The sequence below is a fragment of the Macrococcus brunensis genome, assembly GCF_004359615.1.
Lineage (GTDB): Bacteria > Bacillota > Bacilli > Staphylococcales > Staphylococcaceae > Macrococcus > Macrococcus brunensis.
The window spans coordinates 23,481-44,388 of the sequence record NZ_SCWA01000008.1; the positions used below are offsets into that span (position 1 = coordinate 23,481).

General features: G+C 41.8%; 13 protein-coding genes. 10 read left to right on the forward strand and 3 right to left on the reverse strand.

Annotated elements, in window-relative coordinates:
- Window positions 1–66 precede the first annotated feature (66 nt).
- The 10 genes from rpoB to tuf all read left to right on the forward strand — a co-directional run bounded on the left by rpoB (window position 67) and on the right by tuf (window position 17,359).
- Window positions 67–3,606 (forward strand): DNA-directed RNA polymerase subunit beta, encoded by a 3,540-nt coding sequence (rpoB, locus tag ERX27_RS05545; protein WP_133431840.1) that lies wholly within the window; start codon window positions 67–69, stop codon window positions 3,604–3,606.
- A gap of 78 nt (window positions 3,607–3,684) precedes the next feature.
- Window positions 3,685–7,302: a DNA-directed RNA polymerase subunit beta' gene (rpoC, locus tag ERX27_RS05550; protein ID WP_133431841.1), complete on the forward strand. Its 3,618-nt coding sequence runs from the start codon at window positions 3,685–3,687 to the stop codon at window positions 7,300–7,302.
- Window positions 7,303–7,550: 248 nt separating this feature from the next.
- Window positions 7,551–9,230 carry a hypothetical protein gene (locus ERX27_RS05555; RefSeq protein WP_133431842.1) on the forward strand — a complete coding sequence of 560 codons (1,680 nt, stop codon included), beginning with the start codon at window positions 7,551–7,553 and terminating at the stop codon, window positions 9,228–9,230.
- A 33-nt stretch (window positions 9,231–9,263) separates the two neighbouring features.
- Window positions 9,264–10,799: an SgrR family transcriptional regulator gene (locus ERX27_RS05560; protein ID WP_133431843.1), complete on the forward strand. Its 1,536-nt coding sequence runs from the start codon at window positions 9,264–9,266 to the stop codon at window positions 10,797–10,799.
- Window positions 10,792–12,372: an ABC transporter substrate-binding protein gene (locus tag ERX27_RS05565; RefSeq protein WP_133431844.1), complete on the forward strand. Its 1,581-nt coding sequence runs from the start codon at window positions 10,792–10,794 to the stop codon at window positions 12,370–12,372. Before ERX27_RS05560 ends, ERX27_RS05565 begins: the two co-directional genes overlap by 8 nt.
- Window positions 12,373–12,535: 163 nt before the next feature.
- Entirely contained in the window at window positions 12,536–12,790 is a 255-nt protein-coding gene (locus ERX27_RS05570) for a ribosomal L7Ae/L30e/S12e/Gadd45 family protein (RefSeq protein WP_133431845.1), read from the forward strand.
- 87 nt (window positions 12,791–12,877) lie between these two features.
- On the forward strand, window positions 12,878–13,297 hold the full coding sequence (gene rpsL / locus ERX27_RS05575) for a 30S ribosomal protein S12 (RefSeq protein WP_133431846.1): 420 nt from the start codon (window positions 12,878–12,880) through the stop codon (window positions 13,295–13,297).
- 99 nt (window positions 13,298–13,396) lie between these two features.
- The gene (rpsG, locus tag ERX27_RS05580; RefSeq protein ID WP_133418109.1) at window positions 13,397–13,867 is read left to right on the forward strand and encodes a 30S ribosomal protein S7; all 471 of its coding nucleotides are present in this window, start codon (window positions 13,397–13,399) and stop codon (window positions 13,865–13,867) included.
- 97 nt (window positions 13,868–13,964) lie between these two features.
- Window positions 13,965–16,046 (forward strand): elongation factor G, encoded by a 2,082-nt coding sequence (gene fusA, locus ERX27_RS05585; RefSeq protein ID WP_133431847.1) that lies wholly within the window; start codon window positions 13,965–13,967, stop codon window positions 16,044–16,046.
- Between the two features lie 125 nt (window positions 16,047–16,171).
- On the forward strand, window positions 16,172–17,359 hold the full coding sequence (gene tuf, locus ERX27_RS05590) for an elongation factor Tu (RefSeq protein WP_133431848.1): 1,188 nt from the start codon (window positions 16,172–16,174) through the stop codon (window positions 17,357–17,359).
- Between the two features lie 51 nt (window positions 17,360–17,410).
- Here the strand turns inward: tuf and ERX27_RS05595 are convergent, their stop codons facing one another.
- From ERX27_RS05595 to ERX27_RS05605, 3 genes are read right to left on the reverse strand one after another with little or no spacing between them, the layout of a single operon-like run.
- Entirely contained in the window at window positions 17,411–18,577 is a 1,167-nt protein-coding gene (locus tag ERX27_RS05595; protein ID WP_133431849.1) for a M20 metallopeptidase family protein, read from the reverse strand.
- On the reverse strand, window positions 18,574–19,752 hold the full coding sequence (locus tag ERX27_RS05600) for an amidohydrolase (protein WP_133431850.1): 1,179 nt from the start codon (window positions 19,750–19,752) through the stop codon (window positions 18,574–18,576). Before ERX27_RS05600 ends, ERX27_RS05595 begins: the two co-directional genes overlap by 4 nt.
- Window positions 19,733–20,905: an amidohydrolase gene (locus ERX27_RS05605; protein ID WP_133431851.1), complete on the reverse strand. Its 1,173-nt coding sequence runs from the start codon at window positions 20,903–20,905 to the stop codon at window positions 19,733–19,735. Before ERX27_RS05605 ends, ERX27_RS05600 begins: the two co-directional genes overlap by 20 nt.
- Window positions 20,906–20,908: the final 3 nt, after the last annotated feature.

Here is a 20,908-nt window from a genome sequence, read left to right on the forward strand (position 1 = left end):
ATGGATTCCGTTTTCTTTTTGTCTTATGAGCTGGTGAGTCATTACAATCTTTGAGGGGTGAATCTGTTGACAGGTCAACTTATCCAGTACGGAAGACATCGTCAGCGTAGAAGTTACGCGCGTATCTCCGAAATTTTAGAATTACCGAACTTAATCGAGATTCAAACGAAATCTTATGAGTGGTTCCTTGAAGAAGGACTTCTTGAAATGTTCCGAGACATTTCTCCAATTGAAGACTTCACAGGCAATCTGTCATTAGAGTTTGTAGACTATAGACTTGGCGAACCTAAATATGACTTAGATGAAGCGAAAAACCGTGATGCGACTTATTCTGCGCCGCTCCGCGTTAAAGTTCGTCTGATCATTAAAGAAACAGGAGAAGTAAAAGAGCAGGAAGTATTCATGGGTGATTTCCCGCTGATGACTGATACAGGAACGTTCGTTATCAATGGTGCAGAACGTGTTATCGTATCTCAGCTTGTCCGCTCACCATCTGTTTACTTCAATGATAAAGTAGATAAAAACGGTAAAGTAAGTTTCGGTGCAACTGTCATTCCTAACCGTGGTGCTTGGCTTGAATATGAAACAGATGCGAAAGATATCGTCTTTGTTCGTATTGACCGCACACGTAAGTTACCTATTACTGTCCTTTTACGTGCATTAGGTTTCTCAAGTGATCAGGAGATCATAGACTTATTAGGCGACAATGAATATTTACGCAATGCGCTTGATAAAGACAATACTGATTCAGTTGAGTCTGCCTTACTTGAAATCTACGAACGTCTTCGCCCGGGCGAACCACCTACAGTAGATAATGCGAGAAGCTTACTGTATTCTCGTTTCTTCGACCCAAAACGCTATGATTTAGCGAGCGTTGGTCGCTATAAAATGAACAAAAAATTACACTTAAAACACCGTCTGTTCAACCAGACACTTGCTGAACCGATTGTAGATATCGAAACAGGCGAGATTGTGGCTGAAGAAGGTACACTTCTTGATCGTCGTAACCTCGATCAGATTATTGATGTACTTGAAAACAATGCCAACCTCAAAGTTTATGAACTTGAGAATGGTCTTTTAGATGAGCCGATTGAAATCCAGTCAGTTAAAGTCTATATCCCTGGTGATGAAGAAAAACGTACGACGACCATCATCGGTAATGCGTTCCCAGATGATGAAGTGAAAAGTATCACACCTGCTGATATTATTTCTTCAATCAGCTATTTCTTCAACTTATTACACGGTGTCGGTTTCACTGATGATATCGACCACTTAGGTAACCGTCGTCTTCGTTCAGTTGGCGAATTACTGCAGAACCAGTTCCGTATTGGTCTCTCTCGTATGGAGCGTGTTGTACGTGAACGTATGAGTATTCAGGATACTGAATCTATCACACCACAGCAGCTCATCAACATCCGTCCAGTGATTGCTTCTATCAAAGAATTCTTTGGTAGTTCTCAGTTATCACAGTTCATGGACCAGGCAAACCCGTTAGCAGAGTTAACGCATAAACGTCGTCTTTCTGCATTAGGACCCGGTGGTTTAACACGTGAGCGTGCTGGTATGGAAGTCCGTGACGTTCACTATTCTCACTATGGTCGTATGTGTCCGATTGAAACACCAGAGGGTCCGAATATCGGGCTGATCAACTCTTTATCTTCTTATGCGCGTGTCAATGAGTTCGGTTTCATTGAAACACCGTATCGTAAAGTAGATATCGAAGCGAATCGTGTAACAGATCAGATTGACTACTTAACAGCAGACGAAGAAGATGCTTACGTTGTGGCACAGGCGAACTCACGTCTTGATGACGAAGGTCATTTCCTTGATGATGAAGTTGTCTGCCGTTTCCGCGGAGATAACACAAAAATGGCTCGTACACGCATGGATTACATGGACGTATCACCTAAACAGGTTGTATCAGCAGCGACAGCATGTATTCCGTTCTTAGAAAACGATGACTCTAACCGTGCCTTAATGGGAGCGAACATGCAACGTCAAGCAGTGCCGTTAATGAATCCGGAAGCACCATTTGTCGGAACAGGTATGGAACACGTAGCAGCCCGTGACTCAGGTGCGGCAGTTGTTGCGAAGTATAAAGGACGTGTTGAACACGTTGAAGCCCGTAAAATCAAAATCCGTCGTATCGTAGAAGAAGGCGGTAAAGAAATCGAAACAGATTTAGATACTTACAAATTATCTAAGTTTGCTCGTTCAAACTCAGGGACATGTTACAACCAGCGCCCTATCGTAGCAGTAGGCGACGTCGTAACGAAAGGTGAAATCTTAGCAGATGGTCCTTCTATGGAACTTGGCGAGATGGCACTTGGACGTAACGTCGTAGTCGGTTTCATGACTTGGGACGGTTATAACTACGAGGATGCTGTTATCATGAGCGAGCGTCTTGTAAAAGACGACGTTTATACTTCTATCCATATTGAAGAATATGAATCAGAAGCGCGTGACACTAAACTCGGACCTGAAGAAATCACACGTGATATTCCAAACGTTTCTGATAATGCACTTAAAAACTTAGATGATCGCGGTATCATTTATGTTGGTGCTGAAGTTAAAGATGGTGATATCTTAGTGGGTAAAGTAACGCCTAAAGGTGTGACTGAATTAACAGCTGAGGAACGTTTATTACATGCGATCTTCGGTGAAAAAGCCCGCGAAGTCCGCGATACTTCATTACGTGTGCCTCACGGTGCCGGCGGTATCGTGCTTGACGTTAAAGTCTTCAATCGTGAAGATGGCGATGAATTATCTCCTGGTGTTAACCAGTTAGTTCGTGTTTATATCGTTCAAAAACGTAAAATCCACGTTGGGGATAAAATGTGTGGTCGTCACGGTAATAAAGGGGTTATCTCCCGTATCTTACCTGAAGAGGACATGCCGTTTATGCCAGACGGTACACCGATTGACATCATGCTTAACCCACTTGGGGTACCATCACGTATGAATATCGGACAAGTACTTGAATTACATTTAGGTATGGCTGCGAAAAACTTAGGTCTTCACGTTGCTTCACCAGTATTCGATGGTGCGAACGATGAAGACGTATGGTCAACAATCGAAGAAGCAGGCATGGCACGTGACGGTAAAACCGTTCTTTACGATGGCCGTACAGGTGAACCATTCGATAACCGTGTTTCTGTAGGTGTTATGTACATGCTGAAACTTGCTCACATGGTAGATGACAAACTTCACGCACGTTCTACTGGACCATACTCACTTGTTACGCAGCAACCGCTGGGTGGTAAAGCGCAGTTCGGTGGACAACGTTTCGGTGAGATGGAAGTATGGGCACTGGAAGCATACGGTGCTGCTTACACATTACAGGAAATCCTGACTTACAAATCAGATGATACAGTCGGCCGTGTGAAAACTTACGAAGCTATCGTTAAAGGTGAGAACATTCCGAAACCAGGTGTTCCAGAATCATTCCGCGTATTAATGAAAGAGCTTCAAAGTTTAGGACTCGACGTTAAAGTAATGGATAACAAAGACGAAGAAATCGAAATGCGTGACCTTGAGGATGACGATTATGCTGATACAAAAATCAACTTAAACATGCCTCAGGAAACTGAAGTGACTGAGAAGTAATTCTGACGATGTGCCTTAAAGAAGAGCGTAGCCTCTTCTTTAGACACTTTTAATATAAAAACTTGAGGAGGTAGGGCTTTGATTGATGTAAATAACTTTCATTACATGAAGATAGGTCTCGCTTCACCTGAAAAAATCCGTTCATGGAGTTTTGGTGAAGTTAAAAAGCCAGAAACAATTAACTACCGTACATTAAAACCAGAGAGAGACGGTTTATTCTGCGAAAAGATTTTCGGACCTACTAAAGACTGGGAATGTAGCTGTGGGAAATACAAACGTGTCCGCTACAAAGGAATGGTCTGTGACCGTTGTGGCGTAGAAGTAACGAAATCTAAGGTTCGTCGTGAACGTATGGGTCACATCGAACTTGCAGCGCCAGTATCACATATCTGGTACTTCAAAGGTATTCCGAGCCGTATGGGTCTTTTACTCGATATGTCTCCTCGTTCACTTGAAGAAGTCATTTACTTTGCTTCTTATGCAGTGATTGACCCAGGTCCGACAGGTCTTGAGAAAAAATCTTTACTGTCAGAACGTGAATACCGTGAGTATTATGATAAATTCCCAGGTCAGTTCACTGCTAAGATGGGTGCAGAAGCCATCAAAGATTTACTGACAACAATCAATCTTGATGAGGAACTGAAATCTTTACGTGAAGAACTGGAATCAGCAACAGGTCAGCGTTTAACAAGAGCGATCAAACGTCTTGAAGTAGTGGAATCATTCCGTAACTCAGGTAATGATCCATCTTGGATGATTTTAGACGTACTGCCGATCATTCCACCGGAAATCCGTCCCATGGTTCAGCTTGACGGTGGTCGTTTCGCGACAAGTGACTTGAACGATTTATATCGTCGTGTCATCAACCGTAACAACCGTCTGAAACGTCTTCTTGATTTAGGCGCGCCTGGCATCATCGTTCAGAATGAAAAACGTATGCTGCAAGAAGCAGTAGATGCTCTGATTGATAATGGTCGTCGTGGTCGTCCGGTAACAGGACCAGGTAACCGTCCACTTAAATCTTTATCTCATATGTTAAAAGGTAAACAAGGTCGTTTCCGTCAGAACTTACTTGGTAAACGTGTTGACTATTCAGGTCGTTCAGTTATCGTCGTAGGTCCAAACCTTAAAATGTATCAATGTGGTCTTCCTAAAGAAATGGCTCTTGAATTATTCAAGCCGTTTGTGATGAAAGAACTTGTAGAACGTGAGATCGCTACAAACATCAAGAACGCTAAAGGTAAAATTGAGCGTATGGATGCTGAAGTATGGGACGTATTAGAAGACGTTATCCGTGAGCACCCAGTTCTTTTAAACCGTGCACCGACGCTTCATAGATTAGGTATCCAGGCCTTCGAACCCACTCTTGTAGAAGGACGTGCGATCCGTCTGCATCCGCTTGTAACAACTGCTTACAACGCCGATTTCGATGGTGACCAAATGGCCGTTCACGTACCATTATCTAAAGAAGCGCAGGCTGAAGCGCGTATGCTGATGCTTGCTGCACAGAACATCCTGAACCCGAAAGATGGTAAACCAGTTGTTACACCGTCTCAGGATATGGTCTTAGGTAACTATTACCTGACGCTTGAGCGTCGTGGTTCTATTGGCGAAGGACGTATCTTCAAAGATACAAATGAAGTCATCAAAGCTTATACAAATGGTTTCGTTCACTTACATTCAAGAATCGCAGTGAGCGCATCATCATTCAATAATCCGACATTTACAGATAAGCAGAATACACAACTTCTGATTACAAGCGTCGGTAAAGTTATCTTCAATGAAATCATGCCGGAATCGTTCCCATTCATCAACGAACCGACACTGACAAACCTTGAAGAAAAAACACCTGAACAGTACTTTGTTGATGCAACAGATATTCCAGAAGAAGGATTACTGAAATATCTGGAAAACACACCGCTTGTTAAACCATTCAACAAAAAGTTCTTAGGACAAGTCATTGCTGAAGTCTTCAATCGCTTCCACATCACTGATACATCAATGATGCTTGATAGAATGAAAGACTTAGGTTTCCGTTATTCTTCACGTGCGGGTATCACAGTAGGTGTATCTGATATCGTGGTATTACCGGATAAACAACAAATCATCGGTGAAGCAGAAGAAAAAGTCGATAAAGTAACGAAACAGTTCACACGTGGTTTAATTACTGAAAGCGAACGTTACGCTGCAGTTATCGATATCTGGACAAAAGCAAAAGATGAAATCCAGTCTCGCCTGATGAACTCTCTTGATGATCTTAACCCGATCTTCATGATGAGTGACTCTGGTGCCCGTGGTAACGCATCTAACTTTACGCAGCTTGCGGGTATGCGTGGTCTGATGGCCAACCCGGCTGGTCGTATCATCGAGTTACCAATCAAATCTTCATTCCGTGAAGGTCTGACAGTACTTGAATACTTCATCTCTACTCACGGTGCTCGTAAAGGTCTTGCCGATACAGCCCTGAAAACAGCTGACTCAGGTTACTTAACACGTCGTCTTGTAGACGTGGCACAAGATGTCATCGTCCGCGAAGCAGACTGTGGAACAGACCGTGGTCTTTTAGTCTCAGCTATCCGCGAAGGTTCAGAGTTAATCGAACCATTCATCGAACGTTTAGAAGGACGTTATTCTCGTGAGACATTACGTCATCCAGAAACAAAAGAAATCCTTGTTAAAGCAAACGAACTGATCACACCTGAAATCGCAAAAGCAATTGTGGATGCAGGTATTGAAGAAATGCATATCCGTTCAGCCTTCACATGTAACACACGTCACGGTGTATGTGAAAAATGTTACGGTAAAAACTTGGCAACAGGTGAAAAAGTGGAAGTCGGCGAAGCAGTCGGTACAATTGCTGCACAATCTATCGGTGAACCAGGTACACAGCTTACAATGCGTACCTTCCATACAGGTGGGGTAGCCGGAGCCGATATTACACAAGGTTTACCGCGTATCCAGGAATTATTCGAAGCGCGTAACCCTAAAGGTCAGGCGATCATCTCTGAAATCAACGGTGAAGTCGTTGAAATCAATATCGTTAAAGACCGTATGCAGGAAATCAAAGTTAAAGGTGAAAACGAAGTACGTCCGTACTTAGCACCAGCGACAGCTCGTCTGAAAGTAGAAGTCGGTACAAAAGTCAGCCGCGGTGAAGTGATGACTGAAGGTTCTATCGAGCCTAAAGAATTACTTGCTGTAGCAGGCCTGAATGCGACGCAAAGCTACCTGCTTAAAGAGGTACAGAAAGTTTACCGTATGCAGGGTGTAGAAATTTCAGATAAACACGTTGAAGTAATGGTTCGTCAGATGTTACGTAAAGTCCGCATCATTGAAGCAGGCGATACGAAACTCTTACCAGGCGCACTTGTCGACATCCATGTCTTCACAGATGCCAACCGCGAAGTCTTCAAAAACAGAAAACGCCCAGCGACAGCGAAACCAGTCTTACTGGGTATCACAAAAGCATCACTTGAAACAGAAAGTTTCTTATCTGCTGCATCATTCCAGGAAACAACTCGTGTGTTAACAGATGCTGCAATCAAAGGTAAACGTGATGACTTGCTCGGTCTTAAAGAGAACGTTATTATCGGTAAATTAATTCCTGCAGGTACAGGTATGAGACGTTATTCAGGCGTTGAATACGAAAAAGATGCTCCGGAATTTGAACCAGAAGAAGCGTTTGTGACTGAATAATAAAGAGGAAGCCTATCAATCTTTAGATTGATAGGTTTTTCTTTTTAATAAAGCCTAAAAATGGGTATATAAATTGTATAAGATTAAATGGTGTTAAGATATAGACATAGATTACAGATGACCGTTTTGGTATAATAGGTAACAAAGAATGTGTTGTATATGAGCGTCGACAAATCGTATAAACGGATCCATAGTGGATTCGTTTTTTGTCTGTCAATCCAGCAGCAAGTGAAGAGAGGACGAATAATATGAAAAATAATAAGAATAAGTTTCAACACCTTGCTGCGGGTACAAGTTCTCTGCTGATTGTTTCAGCAATGCTATTAAACCAAGCGGCTGGGGTGAAAGCGGCTCCAAATGAAAATAGAACGACAAGTACGAATTTATCTTTATTTGATCCATTAAGTACGAACGCCGAAATTGCAATGAAAGCCATACAAGGGAACGTCATGCTCGATGATAATAAAGATGGCTTAGGAGACTATAACTTAAGATATTCAGAAGTGCTCTTACTAGATAGAAAAGGAAATGTTATACGTTCTACGTGGACGGATGATACAGGATTTTATCAGTTTATTAACATACCAACAGGAGATTACACTTTACGTTTTCCAATTGCTATTATAAATGATGAACCGGACCGGCCGATACGCTATCAGATTGTAGATGTACCTATCTATATCAAAAGTTATGATATTAATATTTACAATCTTGTATTAACAGAACCAGATTCTCTGCCTCCAGTGGAAGTACCGACAACCGAGGCACCAACGACCGAGGCACTGACAACAGAAGCACCTACGACCGAGGCGCCAACGAGCGAGGTACCAACAACGGAAGCACCGACGACGGAGACGCCGACGAGCGAAGTACCAATGACTGAGGTATTAACAACAGAGACGCCAACAACAGAAGAGCCGACGAGCGAGGTACCGACGAGCGAGGTGCCAACGACGGAGACACCAACGACAGAAGAGCCGACGACGGAGACGCCGATGACGGAAGCACCAACGACGGAGTCACCAACGACAGAAGATCCGATGACTGAGGCACCAACGACCGAAGCACCAACAACGGAGACGCCGACAACTGAGGTACCGACGACCGAGGTATCGACAACAGAGTTACCAATGACGGAAGCGCCAATAACCGAAACACCAACAACGGAAGAGCCGACGACCGAGGAACCAATAACCGAGACACCAACAACAGAAGCACCAACAACAGAAGCACCAACGACCGAGGCACCAACAATGGAGACGCCAACAACGGAAGCGCCGACAACAGAAGCGCCAACGACCGAAGCGCCGACGACAGAAGCACCTACGACTGAGACGCCAACAACAGAAACACCGACGACCGAAGAATCGATAACAGAGTTACCGACGACTGAAACACCAACAACTGAGGAGCATTCAAATCATAACTCTGTTCCAAAATCTGAAGATCCAGATATTGATTCTAATAGAAACAATGTTGTTGAAGACCCCTTAGAAGTATCACCGCCATTTATTGATCGTTCAATATCAGATTCAGCTGAAATATTATTTCCATCTAGTGATATAAACACTTATGACGGTTCTGTTGATATTATTCCAGATATTAATTCATCTTCTAACAGTTATTCTGTTGTTTATAACAATGGTGATCGCAATGATAAAGTGCAGTCAGTTCAGATTAAAGAGGTTGCTAAAGGTAAAGTAAGTAGAGAAGAACCTGCATCATCTGTAGAGCAGAATAAGCGTTTAGAAGAGAAAAAATCTGATGACAAAAAAGAATCTAATCAGCAGACAGGTACGGATTCAAAGAATGATTTAAAAGAGATGCCTGTCATTCCGGTGGCTGTTCTGGCAGATGATGTGGGTGGTAAAGAATTAAGAGGGCTTCCTACTTTTATTTCTGGTTTTGGCGGTTCGTTGTTAATATAGATTATTAATTGACTGGAAGGAGGAGATAGTAATATGGAAGTGAATGAACGTGTTTTCAAGATGTATCTATATTTAAAAGAGAATAGTTTTGAGCGTAATCAAGTTGCTGATCTCCTCGATATTACTTCCAGACAGTTAACGCGTCTACTGAACAAATGGCAGGATGAGGGGATACTTTCCTATACGAGTGGTAGTGGGAGAGGGAACGCTTCTGAGCTGCATTTTAATATCAATGTAGAGCAGGCATTTATTAATCATTTTCTAAAAAACTTTCATAAGTACGATATTCCAGCACTTCAGGAGATACTAAACCTGGATATGAGTGAAAGTGCTCGTAAGGTTCTTCGTGTCTGTATTGATGAGAATCTATATAGTAAAGAAGAAGAGGGATATAAACGTTCATATTATATCGATTATCTGTATCGTATTCCCGAACGGATTCATCCCCTCGAAAAAATGGATGTAGCATTAGCAACTATTTTAGTAAATGTAGGAGAACGTCTTTACGAAGATGAAGGGAATGCAATCAGTAGCCAACTTGTGTTATTCGATGAATGGCAGGGGAACGATTTTATTATCCATCTTCAGCGTAATACGCGTTTTTCTAATGGTGATTTGCTTCAATCTTATGATGTTCAATATTGTCTGGAACAGCTTAGTGTACATAAAAAGTTACCGGCTATTCAGTTGATTGAAACACCTACACCCCTCAAGATAGTCATACATTTTGAAGAGAAGATAGAGCATATTAAATTAATTCTGAGTCAGGATTTTGCGACTCTGTATAAGCTGATAGACGCTCAAATACTTTTTACAGGTCCTTATCGTATCTTTTCGGTTGATGATACAGCAGTCAGACTTACTATGAATGATTATTACAGACAAAGTCGACCAGATATAACGGATCTTATTTTTACAAATGATCGTGACTATTATCAGGATTATACTGTTAAGCACGATTATCATATTCTTGATGACCAATCATATTCAAGTATAGATTTTATTTTATTTAATCCTCAACCGTCACTCAGTTTTGAGGAACGTCAGTACATTGCGCAGCTTATTAATCATCCGGATATTGAAAAAAGAGAAATGTCTCGTCCGATTAAAATGCTGAAAATCAAGGAATCTAATGAGTGGGTAACCCGGTTTATAGAAACGCTTCAGCAGTCTGTAGCCATCGATATTATAGAAGTGCCATTCAGCACCTATATTGAGGAACCCCTTCATACTTTTGGCGTTGATATGACCATAATGAATGAAAGGCTCGTAGAAGCACGGCTTGGTTATTATCTGCTGACAGAAGGTAAATTCAGTGAATGGTATAGCGAGGAGCCGGAGAGTAAACAACTGCTGGATATTTATACAAGTAAGCATGAAGGATACTGGCCTTATTTTGAAAAAAGGTTCCGACAGTCTCTTAGAGAAAACGCCTGGGCAAAGGCAATTAAGGGCTCGACTAAACAAATTTACTTGCCAAGCACTTATAAAGAAATCGAAACGACACTCGGTGGTATTCCTTCTTATGCCTCAATCAAGCGAGTAAGCGAGGTGAATCGTCATGATTGATAGGCGTTTACTCGAAGTTGAGAACTATATTGATCATGTTCAAAGTGATTACCGGTTAAATGATTTAGCAGAAAAGCTGCAGATATCTGAAAGACAACTGGTTAGACAGCTGAATAACTGGCAGGAAGCGGGGTATATAGAGTACATTCCAGGAAAGGGACGCGGGAATAAAGTCGAAATTATCATGAAGCAGAGTGTTGAACAGGAAACGCTGAAAGATATTCTGTCCAGACTGAATGAATTATCTATGGAAGAAATTCAGACTTATATCGATTTCCCATGGAGTTCTAAGTCTGTACATGAAATCAAGAAACTGCTTCGCTCTTATCTTGTAGATGAAGAAGCGGTTTATACAGAATATCTGCCTTCTTTGCCTGAATCGATTCACCCTGCTTTTATTGCGACCAGTATAGAGGCACAGATTGCCTATCAGCTTTTTGAGAGTTTGTATCGAGTGTCTAAAACAGGGGAAATCAAACGGAATTTACTGCGCTATGATGAATGGCAAGACAATCAACTGCATTTATATTTGAAAAAAGATATTTATTTTTCTAACGGTACACTTTTAACAAGTGTTGAAGTAAGGAATACTTTAAAAAAATTAATGACTGACAGCTTATATACTTCTTTATTTACGATTATTGAAGGGATCACTATCGTCAGTGATGACTACTTAATTTTAAGTTTTAAAGCTAGACCTAAGTTTTTCGAGTATACTTTAGCGAGCCGATATAGCGCCATTTATAAGGAACTTGGGGAAAATCAGATTGTTGGGACGGGACCTTATTATATAGAAGAAAAGTCAGAGAATTCTCTAACGCTGCTTTCTAACGGTTACTATAGAGCGGGGCATCCTGATCTTGAGAAGATGAAGTTAGTCACAGGTAAACCGATATATTCTAAGGCTAAGCAGGCTTATCCTGTCTCTGCAGGATACGACTTTCTTCTTTTTAATCCCCATAAGAAATTGTCTATTTCTCAGCGCCGTTGGATTACTGATATATTTACCTATCTACTGGCTCAGAATATAGACTTTAATAATGTGAGCTTAAGAAGGCTGTTTACAGTACCGGCAACGTTACCAGAAAAATCTTCAAGTCCGCATTTTATAGAGCCATTGAAAGTGATTGTCTCAGAAATGAACAAACTCTTTTTTATGAAGATGAAAAAACTATTGTCTACATATCAGGTTGAGCTTTTATTGATAGAGTGGAGCGATCTGGATTATCTGAATAATCATCTACTAAATACAGATGCCGATTTTATCTGGATGTACGAGCACTATCAAACAATACAGCCTTTTAAAACGATCGATCTCTTAACGCAATGTAAACTACAGGAGTGGTATGCCGTATTACCGGAGGCTCGTCAATTTTTAAAGGATACGAAATACAAACCGAATGACTCACAGAAATATATTGCCCAGCAGTTTGTGAGAAATCTGGAAAAGAAAAAACTGATGGTCCCTTTATTTGAAAATAATAGAGTGATTGAAATGCCGATGAATATGAAGAATATTCATCAACTTGCTTATGGCACACTGGATTATCATTCAATGGTAATAGATAGCTGATTGTCACCAGCAAATCAATGATGTTTACTTTAGAGCTATTGCAGTTAGTGATAGTTCTAAAGTGATATAATTGATGAAAATAATTCATTGTGAATTGTTGACACAGCTACAAAAGGGTGTTAATATAATTAAGGTTGATGCAGAAGCACTTTGGAGGATTTTCATGTCTAATGAAAAAGTTCATTCTAATCAATATGTAGTGGGTCTGAAGCAGACGCTGAAGGCATTAAAGGAACACCGTGCAGAATCCATTGTGATTGCGCAGGATGTTCAAATCCACTTATTAACCGATGTGCTGTTACAAGCACACATGCAACAAGTTCCAATAGAATTCAGCGAATCTCGTCGAGAACTCGGGAATCGATTTGGAATTCAAGTGAAAGCGATGATCGCTGCTTACTTGAAACATGGTTTGTAAGCCATTATTCTTACAAAATTTTTATTTACTCTAAAAATGAACCACCTGGATGTGTGGAATTAAAGAACAGAGAGGAGGACATACAAAATGCCTACTATTAACCAATTAGTTAAGAAGCCTCGCACTTCTAAAATTAAAAAATCAACTGCACCTGCACTGAACAAAGGTTATAACAGTCATAAGAAAAAATCTACTGATGTTGCATCTCCACAAAAACGTGGTGTTTGTACTCGTGTAGGTACTATGACACCTAAAAAACCTAACTCAGCGTTACGTAAATATGCACGTGTGCGTTTATCAAATAATATCGAAGTCAATGCTTACATTCCTGGTATCGGCCACAACTTACAAGAACACAGTGTTGTACTTATTCGTGGTGGACGTGTAAAAGACTTACCGGGGGTACGTTACCATATTGTACGTGGTGCGTTAGATACTTCAGGTGTTGACGGTCGTATGCAAAGCCGTTCATTATACGGTGCTAAAAAACCTAAAGCTAAAAAATAATCGATTTTACTAACTGAATTATTTCATTTATGTAAATATCAATGTCATTGCTAGACATTAAAACAGTGAATAAATATACTTGGAAAGGAGGACATACACATGCCTCGTAAAGGTCCTGTTGCAAAAAGAGACGTATTACCGGATCCAATTCACAACTCTAAATTGGTTACTAAATTAATCAACAAAATCATGCTTGATGGTAAGCGTGGTACTGCTCAAAAAATTCTTTACTCAGCATTCGACTTAGTTCAAGAACGTTCTGGTCGTGATGCAATGGAAGTTTTTGAAGAAGCGATCAACAACATCATGCCTGTTTTAGAAGTTAAAGCTCGTCGTGTTGGTGGTTCTAACTACCAAGTACCTGTAGAAGTACGCGCTGAGCGTCGTACAACTTTAGGTTTACGTTGGTTAGTAAACTACTCTCGCCTTCGTGGAGAGAAAACAATGGAAGAGCGTTTAGCTAATGAAATCTTAGATGCTGCTAACAACACTGGTGGTGCTGTTAAGAAGCGTGAAGATACTCATAAAATGGCAGAAGCAAACAAAGCGTTTGCTCACTACCGCTGGTAAGATGAAAGTAACCAATCGCAGCAAAGACTTCAGTCTTTGCATGCTTTTGGTGTCTTTCTAAATATAAACCCAATTCCTGGAAGGAGAAAGAATACCCATGGCAAGAGAATTCTCTTTGAAGAACACTCGTAATATCGGTATCATGGCTCACATCGATGCTGGTAAAACGACGACTACTGAACGTATTCTTTATTATACTGGCCGAATCCACAAAATTGGTGAAACACATGAAGGTGCTTCACAAATGGACTGGATGGAGCAAGAACAAGAACGTGGGATCACAATCACTTCGGCTGCAACAACAGCTCAGTGGAATGGTCACCGTATCAACATCATCGATACACCAGGTCACGTAGACTTCACTGTTGAAGTTGAACGTTCACTTCGTGTACTTGACGGTGCTGTTACTGTACTTGATGCACAATCAGGTGTAGAACCTCAGACTGAAACTGTATGGCGTCAGGCGACTACATATGGTGTACCTCGTATCGTATTCATCAACAAAATGGATAAAACAGGTGCAAACTTTGACTATTCTGTAGGTACTTTACATGAACGTTTAATGGCTAACGCTCATCCTATTCAAATGCCTATCGGTGCGGAAGATGAATTCAACGCAATCATTGATTTAGTTGACATGAAACTTCACACTTATACAAATGACTTAGGTACAGATATCGAAGTAACAGAAATTCCTGAAGAATTCTTAGAAGAAGCTCAAGCAAAACGCGAAGCTTTAATCGAAGCGGTTGCTGACTTCAATGAAGAATTAATGGAAAAATATCTTGGCGGAGAAGAAATCGGTACAGATGAACTGAAAGCCGCTATCCGTCAAGCAACTTGTGATGTTGAATTCTTTCCAGTATTAGCTGGTACAGCATTCAAAAACAAAGGTGTTCAATTAATGCTTGATGCAGCAATTGACTACTTACCATCACCATTAGATGTTAAACCTATCGTTGGTCACGCTGTTGACGACGAAGATGAGCAAATCGTAGCTAAACCTGATGATGCTGAACCATTCGCAGCATTAGCGTTCAAAGTTATGACTGACCCATTCGTAGGTAAATTAACATTCTTCCGTGTGTATTCTGGTACATTAAACTCAGGTTCATATATCCAGAACGCAACGAAAGGTAAACGTGAACGTGTAGGTCGTATCCTGCAGATGCACGCGAACTCTCGTGAAGAAATCTCTACTGTATATGCGGGTGACATCGCTGCTGCTGTTGGTCTTAAAGATACAACAACAGGTGATACTCTCTGTGACGAAAAAGTTCAAGTTATCCTTGAATCTATGGAATTCCCAGAGCCAGTTATCCATTTATCAGTAGAACCAAAATCTAAAGCTGACCAAGATAAAATGACTAACGCTTTAGTTAAGTTACAAGAGGAAGACCCTACATTCCACGCGCATACTGATCCTGAAACAGGACAAGTTATCATCGGTGGTATGGGTGAGCTTCACCTTGACATCTTAGTAGACCGTATGAAACGTGAATTTAAAGTTGAATGTACAGTTGGTGCGCCAATGGTATCTTACCGTGAAACGTTCAAAACAGCTGCTGCAGTTCAAGGTAAATTCTCTCGTCAATCAGGTGGTCGTGGTCAGTACGGTGACGTACACATCGAATTTACACCTAACGAAGTTGGTAAAGGTTTCGAATTCGAAAACGCTGTAGTCGGTGGGGTTGTTCCTCGTGAATACATTCCATCAGTTGAAGCGGGTCTTAAAGACGCAATGGAAAACGGTGTACTTGCTGGATATCCATTAATCGACGTTAAAGCGAAATTATTCGATGGTTCTTACCATGATGTCGATTCATCTGAGATGGCCTTCAAAGTAGCTGCATCACTTGCACTTAAAGAAGCTGCGAAAAAATGTGATCCAGTTATCCTTGAACCAATGATGAAAGTTGAAATCGTAATGCCTGAAGAATACATGGGAGATATCATGGGTGACGTTACAAGTCGTCGTGGACGTGTAGAAGGTATGGAAGCACGCGGTAACGCTCAAGTTGTTCGTGCATTCGTTCCTCTTGCTGAAATGTTCGGTTATGCAACTAACTTACGTTCTAACACTCAAGGACGTGGTACTTACTCAATGGTATTCGACCACTATGAAGAAGTTCCAAAGTCAGTTTCTGAAGAAATCATCAAGAAAAACAAAGGCCAATAAGCTTTAAGTTATCTAGTTTGATTTTTACAGTAAAATGCTTTATAAATGAGTTATAGCTTTACCTCATGAGGGTGAGAATCCCTCATGAGATATATATAAACTTATATCTAAGGAGAGATTTCAAAATGGCTAAAGAAAAATTCGACCGTTCGAAAACCCATGCCAATATTGGTACAATTGGTCACGTCGACCACGGTAAAACTACCTTAACAGCTGCTATCGCAACTGTATTAGCAAAAAAATTAGGTGGGGAAGCTCGTTCTTACGACCAAATCGATAACGCACCTGAAGAAAAAGAACGTGGTATCACAATCAATACTTCTCACATCGAGTATGAAACTGAAAAACGTCACTATGCACACGTTGACTGCCCAGGTCACGCTGACTATGTTAAAAACATGATCACTGGTGCTGCACAAATGGACGGCGGTATCTTAGTAGTATCTGCTGCTGATGGTCCAATGCCACAAACTCGTGAACACATCCTTTTATCTCGTAACGTAGGTGTACCTGCACTTGTTGTATTCTTAAACAAAGTTGATATGGTAGACGACGAAGAGTTATTAGAATTAGTAGAAATGGAAGTTCGTGACTTATTATCTGAATATGACTTCCCAGGCGACGATGTACCTGTAATCGCTGGTTCAGCATTACGTGCATTAGAAGGCGACGAAGCTTACGAAGAAAAAATCATCGAACTTATGGATGCTGTGGATGAGTACATCCCAACTCCAGAACGTGACTCTGAAAAACCATTCATGATGCCAGTTGAGGACGTATTCTCAATCACTGGTCGTGGTACAGTTGCTACAGGTCGTGTTGAGCGTGGACAAGTTAAAGTTGGTGAAGAAATCGAAATCATCGGTTTAACTGAAGAGCCATCAAAAACAACTGTAACAGGTGTTGAAATGTTCCGTAAATTATTAGATTACGCTGAAGCTGGTGACAACATCGGTGCGTTACTTCGTGGGGTTTCTCGTGAAGACGTACAACGTGGTCAAGTATTAGCTAAACCAGGTACAATCACACCACATACAAAATTCAAAGCTGAAGTTTACGTATTATCAAAAGAAGAGGGTGGACGTCATACTCCATTCTTCACTAACTACCGCCCACAGTTCTACTTCCGTACAACTGACGTAACTGGCGTAGTTAACTTACCAGAAGGTACTGAAATGGTAATGCCTGGCGATAACGTTGAAATGAACGTTGAACTTATCTCTCCTATCGCGATTGAAGACGGTACTCGTTTCTCAATCCGTGAAGGTGGACGTACAGTTGGATCAGGTGTTGTATCAGTAATCGAAAAATAATTCATTCTAAATGAATTGCAAAAAGCCGAAGAGGACGCTCTTCGGCTTTTTTTATTTAAGTTCATTTATATTTTCAACGATGGTTAAGAATGTCTGAATGCCATATAGCAGTCCTTTTTCATCGATATCAAATTTGGGATGATGGTGCGGGTAGTGGGCGTTCATTTCTTCATTCATGACACCGGTATAAAAGTAAGTACCTGGTCTTTCTTTTAAGAAATAACTGAAGTCTTCACCACCAAGCGAAGCAGGCTGAAGTTTAACTTCTTCAGCAAAACCAGCGGCTGCTACACGTTCCATTAACCATTCTGTTTCTTTAACGGGATTAACTAGGGCAGGATAACCATCTTCGTACTGAAGGTCAATGGTGACTTGATAGCCCACTTCAACTGCTTGAATCAATTGTGTCATGCGCTCTTTTACTTTTTCTTTAATTGTATCCTGGTAAGTTCGGACAGTGCCGGACAAGTAAGCATGATCTGCGATGACATTAAAAGCATCTCCTGCTTTGAATTCTCCAACAGTCACAACAGCGGTTTCAATCGGATCAACTGAACGTGAGACAATCGTCTGGAACTGACTGATTAAGCTGCTGGCAGCGATGATAGCATCATGTGTTTCATGTGGGGCTGCACCATGTCCACCTTTCCCCTGGACCTTGATGGTAAAACGGTCTGCATTCGCATAAGCAGGTCCCGGGCAGAAGGCAATAGTACCAGTCGGTAAGTAGCTTGCTGTATGTGTACCGAAGACATAATCGACGCCTTCCAGTGCGCCTGTCTGAATCATGGACAGCGCGCCACCGGGAATCAGCTCCTCGGCATGCTGATGAATAAGGACGATATTACCGGCTATTTTGTCACGGTTATCTGTAAGTATTTTAGCGGTAATCAGAAGCATAGCAGTATGAGCATCGTGACCGCAGGCATGCATGACACCTGGCACTGTCGACTTATATGGCACTTCTTTTAGATCCTGTATCGGCAGCGCATCAAAATCAGCACGAAAAGCGATGGTCGGGCCCGGCGCGGTTCCTTTTATTCTGCCTAATACACCATTTCCGCCGACGTCACGTGTGACCTCTATATCAAGTGCTTCTAAATATTCTGCGATATAGCGTTTCGTATTATCTTCATGGAATGACAATTCCGGATGCATATGCAGGTGTCGTCTGATAGCAATCAGTTCTTCTTCATAGTCTAGGATGTTCCAGTTCATTCGCTCGCCTCCTTCTTGAAATAGTCTTCTACAGACTGCAGAAAGACTTTGACTGCATTCATCATACCTTGTTCGTCTATATCGAACTTAGGGTGATGATGCGGAAAATCTGCTTTAAAGTTCTCGTTACGAGTACCTGTATAGAAAAACGCTCCGGGTACTCGTTGCAAGTAATAGGAGAAGTCTTCGCCGCCAAGAGAAGGTTCAAGTTCAACAAGTTCGGTCACGCTATCGATTTTTCTGGCAGCGTTGACGATTGTCATCATCTCTTTTTCAGTGTTGACGACAGGAGGATAGCCTTTTAAGTATTTAAGCTCATAAGTAATACCTGTAGTCGTCACAAGACCTTCTAAACAGCGTTTAAGTTCTGAATACATCAGATTCTGTGTTTCTGCATCGAATGTACGAATCGTGCCACCGATTTTGGCGCTATCTGGAATGACATTATTCTGTTCGCCCGCATTAAACATTGTGATAGAGAGGACAGCAGGAGCAGTGGGTTTTGTCTTACGGGACACGATATACTGCAGGTCATTGCAGAGACGAATAGCAGCTGCGATCGGGTCGATTGTCGTATCAGGATGAGCAGCATGCCCCCCGCGACCTTGCAGTGTAATCCAGAAGTCGTCAGGAATACCTGTCACTGTGCCTACTTTATAGCCAATCTGGCCGACTGGCAGGCTGCTTGATACATGCTGGCCGATAATCGCATCTACGCCGCGCAGACAATCATCCGCTATCATCTGAATAGCACCGCCGGGGTCTACTTCTTCAGCATGTTGATGGATGAAAACAATATTACCGGGTATTTCGTCGCGATGCTGACTGAGAATCTTTGCAGTGATGAGTAATACCGCTGTATGAGCATCATGACCACAGGCATGCATGACACCAGGGACTGTAGACTTATAAGGAACTTCTTTTTCATCCTGGATGGGCAGTGCATCAAAGTCAGCACGGATGGCGAGTGTCGGTAACGACGGATCTTTGATCATCCGTCCGACAACTCCTCTGCCCCCGACACCTGTTTCGACTTCGATACCGAGAGCCGTGAGATAATCAGAGATGTAAAGGAGTGTTTTCTCCTCCTGAAAAGAGAGTTCAGGATGCATATGTAAATGACGACGGATTTTGATCAGTTCGTCATTATATTGTTCAGCGTTGTTGATCAACATTGAGCAGACCTTCTTCCATTAAGATTGATAGAAACATTTTAAGACCACTGGCAAGAGATGCTTCGTCGATATCGAACAGCGCATGGTGATGGGGCGGATAGTCCGGTGAACCTGCGCCTGTCAGAAAGAAAGCACCCGGCTTATATTGCAGGTAATAAGCATAGTCTTCACCGACCATCATCGGTTCTGTTTCTATAAAAGGCAGATTCAGCCGTTCAGCTGCCTGGCGGATGATTTCGTATTCCCTGTCATGGTTAGTGACAGAGGGATAGCCGTCCATATAGTTGAAATGGTACGTGATACCCATCGATATCTTAAGACCCTCCAGAATATCTGTCATCGCTTTTTTGATCTGCTGCTTCACTTCATCACGGAATGTGCGGACTGTCCCTGTACAGTAAGCTTCCTGACTAATGATATTAAAGGCCTGACCGGCTTTTACTTTACCGACTGTTACAACAGCAGGATCTACAGGATCAATCTGCCTGGAAACAATGGTCTGCAGCTGGCGGATGAGTTCAGCCATTGCGACGATTGCATCGATAGTGGTGTAGGGTTTAGCGCCATGGCCACCTTTACCAGTCAACGTAATCTCGAATAAATCCGGACTCGCCATCAGTGCACCAGGACGGCAGTGAACTTCATGTGTTTTGAACTGACTCCAGAGATGCTGGCCATAAATCGCATCGACACCTGCGAGTGCACCGTCCTTCACCATAGGCTCAGCCCCGCCCGGAGCCAGTTCTTCAGCAAACTGAAAAATCAACACAACATTGCCGTTAAGTTTGGCAATATGTTCATTCAGGATAGACGCCAGAGAAAGTAAAATTGAAGTGTGGCCATCATGACCACAGGCATGCATAACGCCTGGCACGGTCGATTTATACGGGACCTCCTTTAGATCCTGTATCGGCAGTGCATCAAAATCAGCACGAAAAGCAATTGTTCTATCGCCATTGCCCTTTATTTCAGCGACTATTCCGTTTCCTCCGACATTCTCTCTAATATGAAAATGAGAAAGTTTCTGCAGATGTTTCAATATGTATTGATATGTTTCAGTCTCCTGGAAAGAGAGTTCAGGATGTTGATGTAAATATCTTCTCTGTTCAATTAGAGCGGACAATTGATTTTCAACAACTTGATTTATTTTCATATT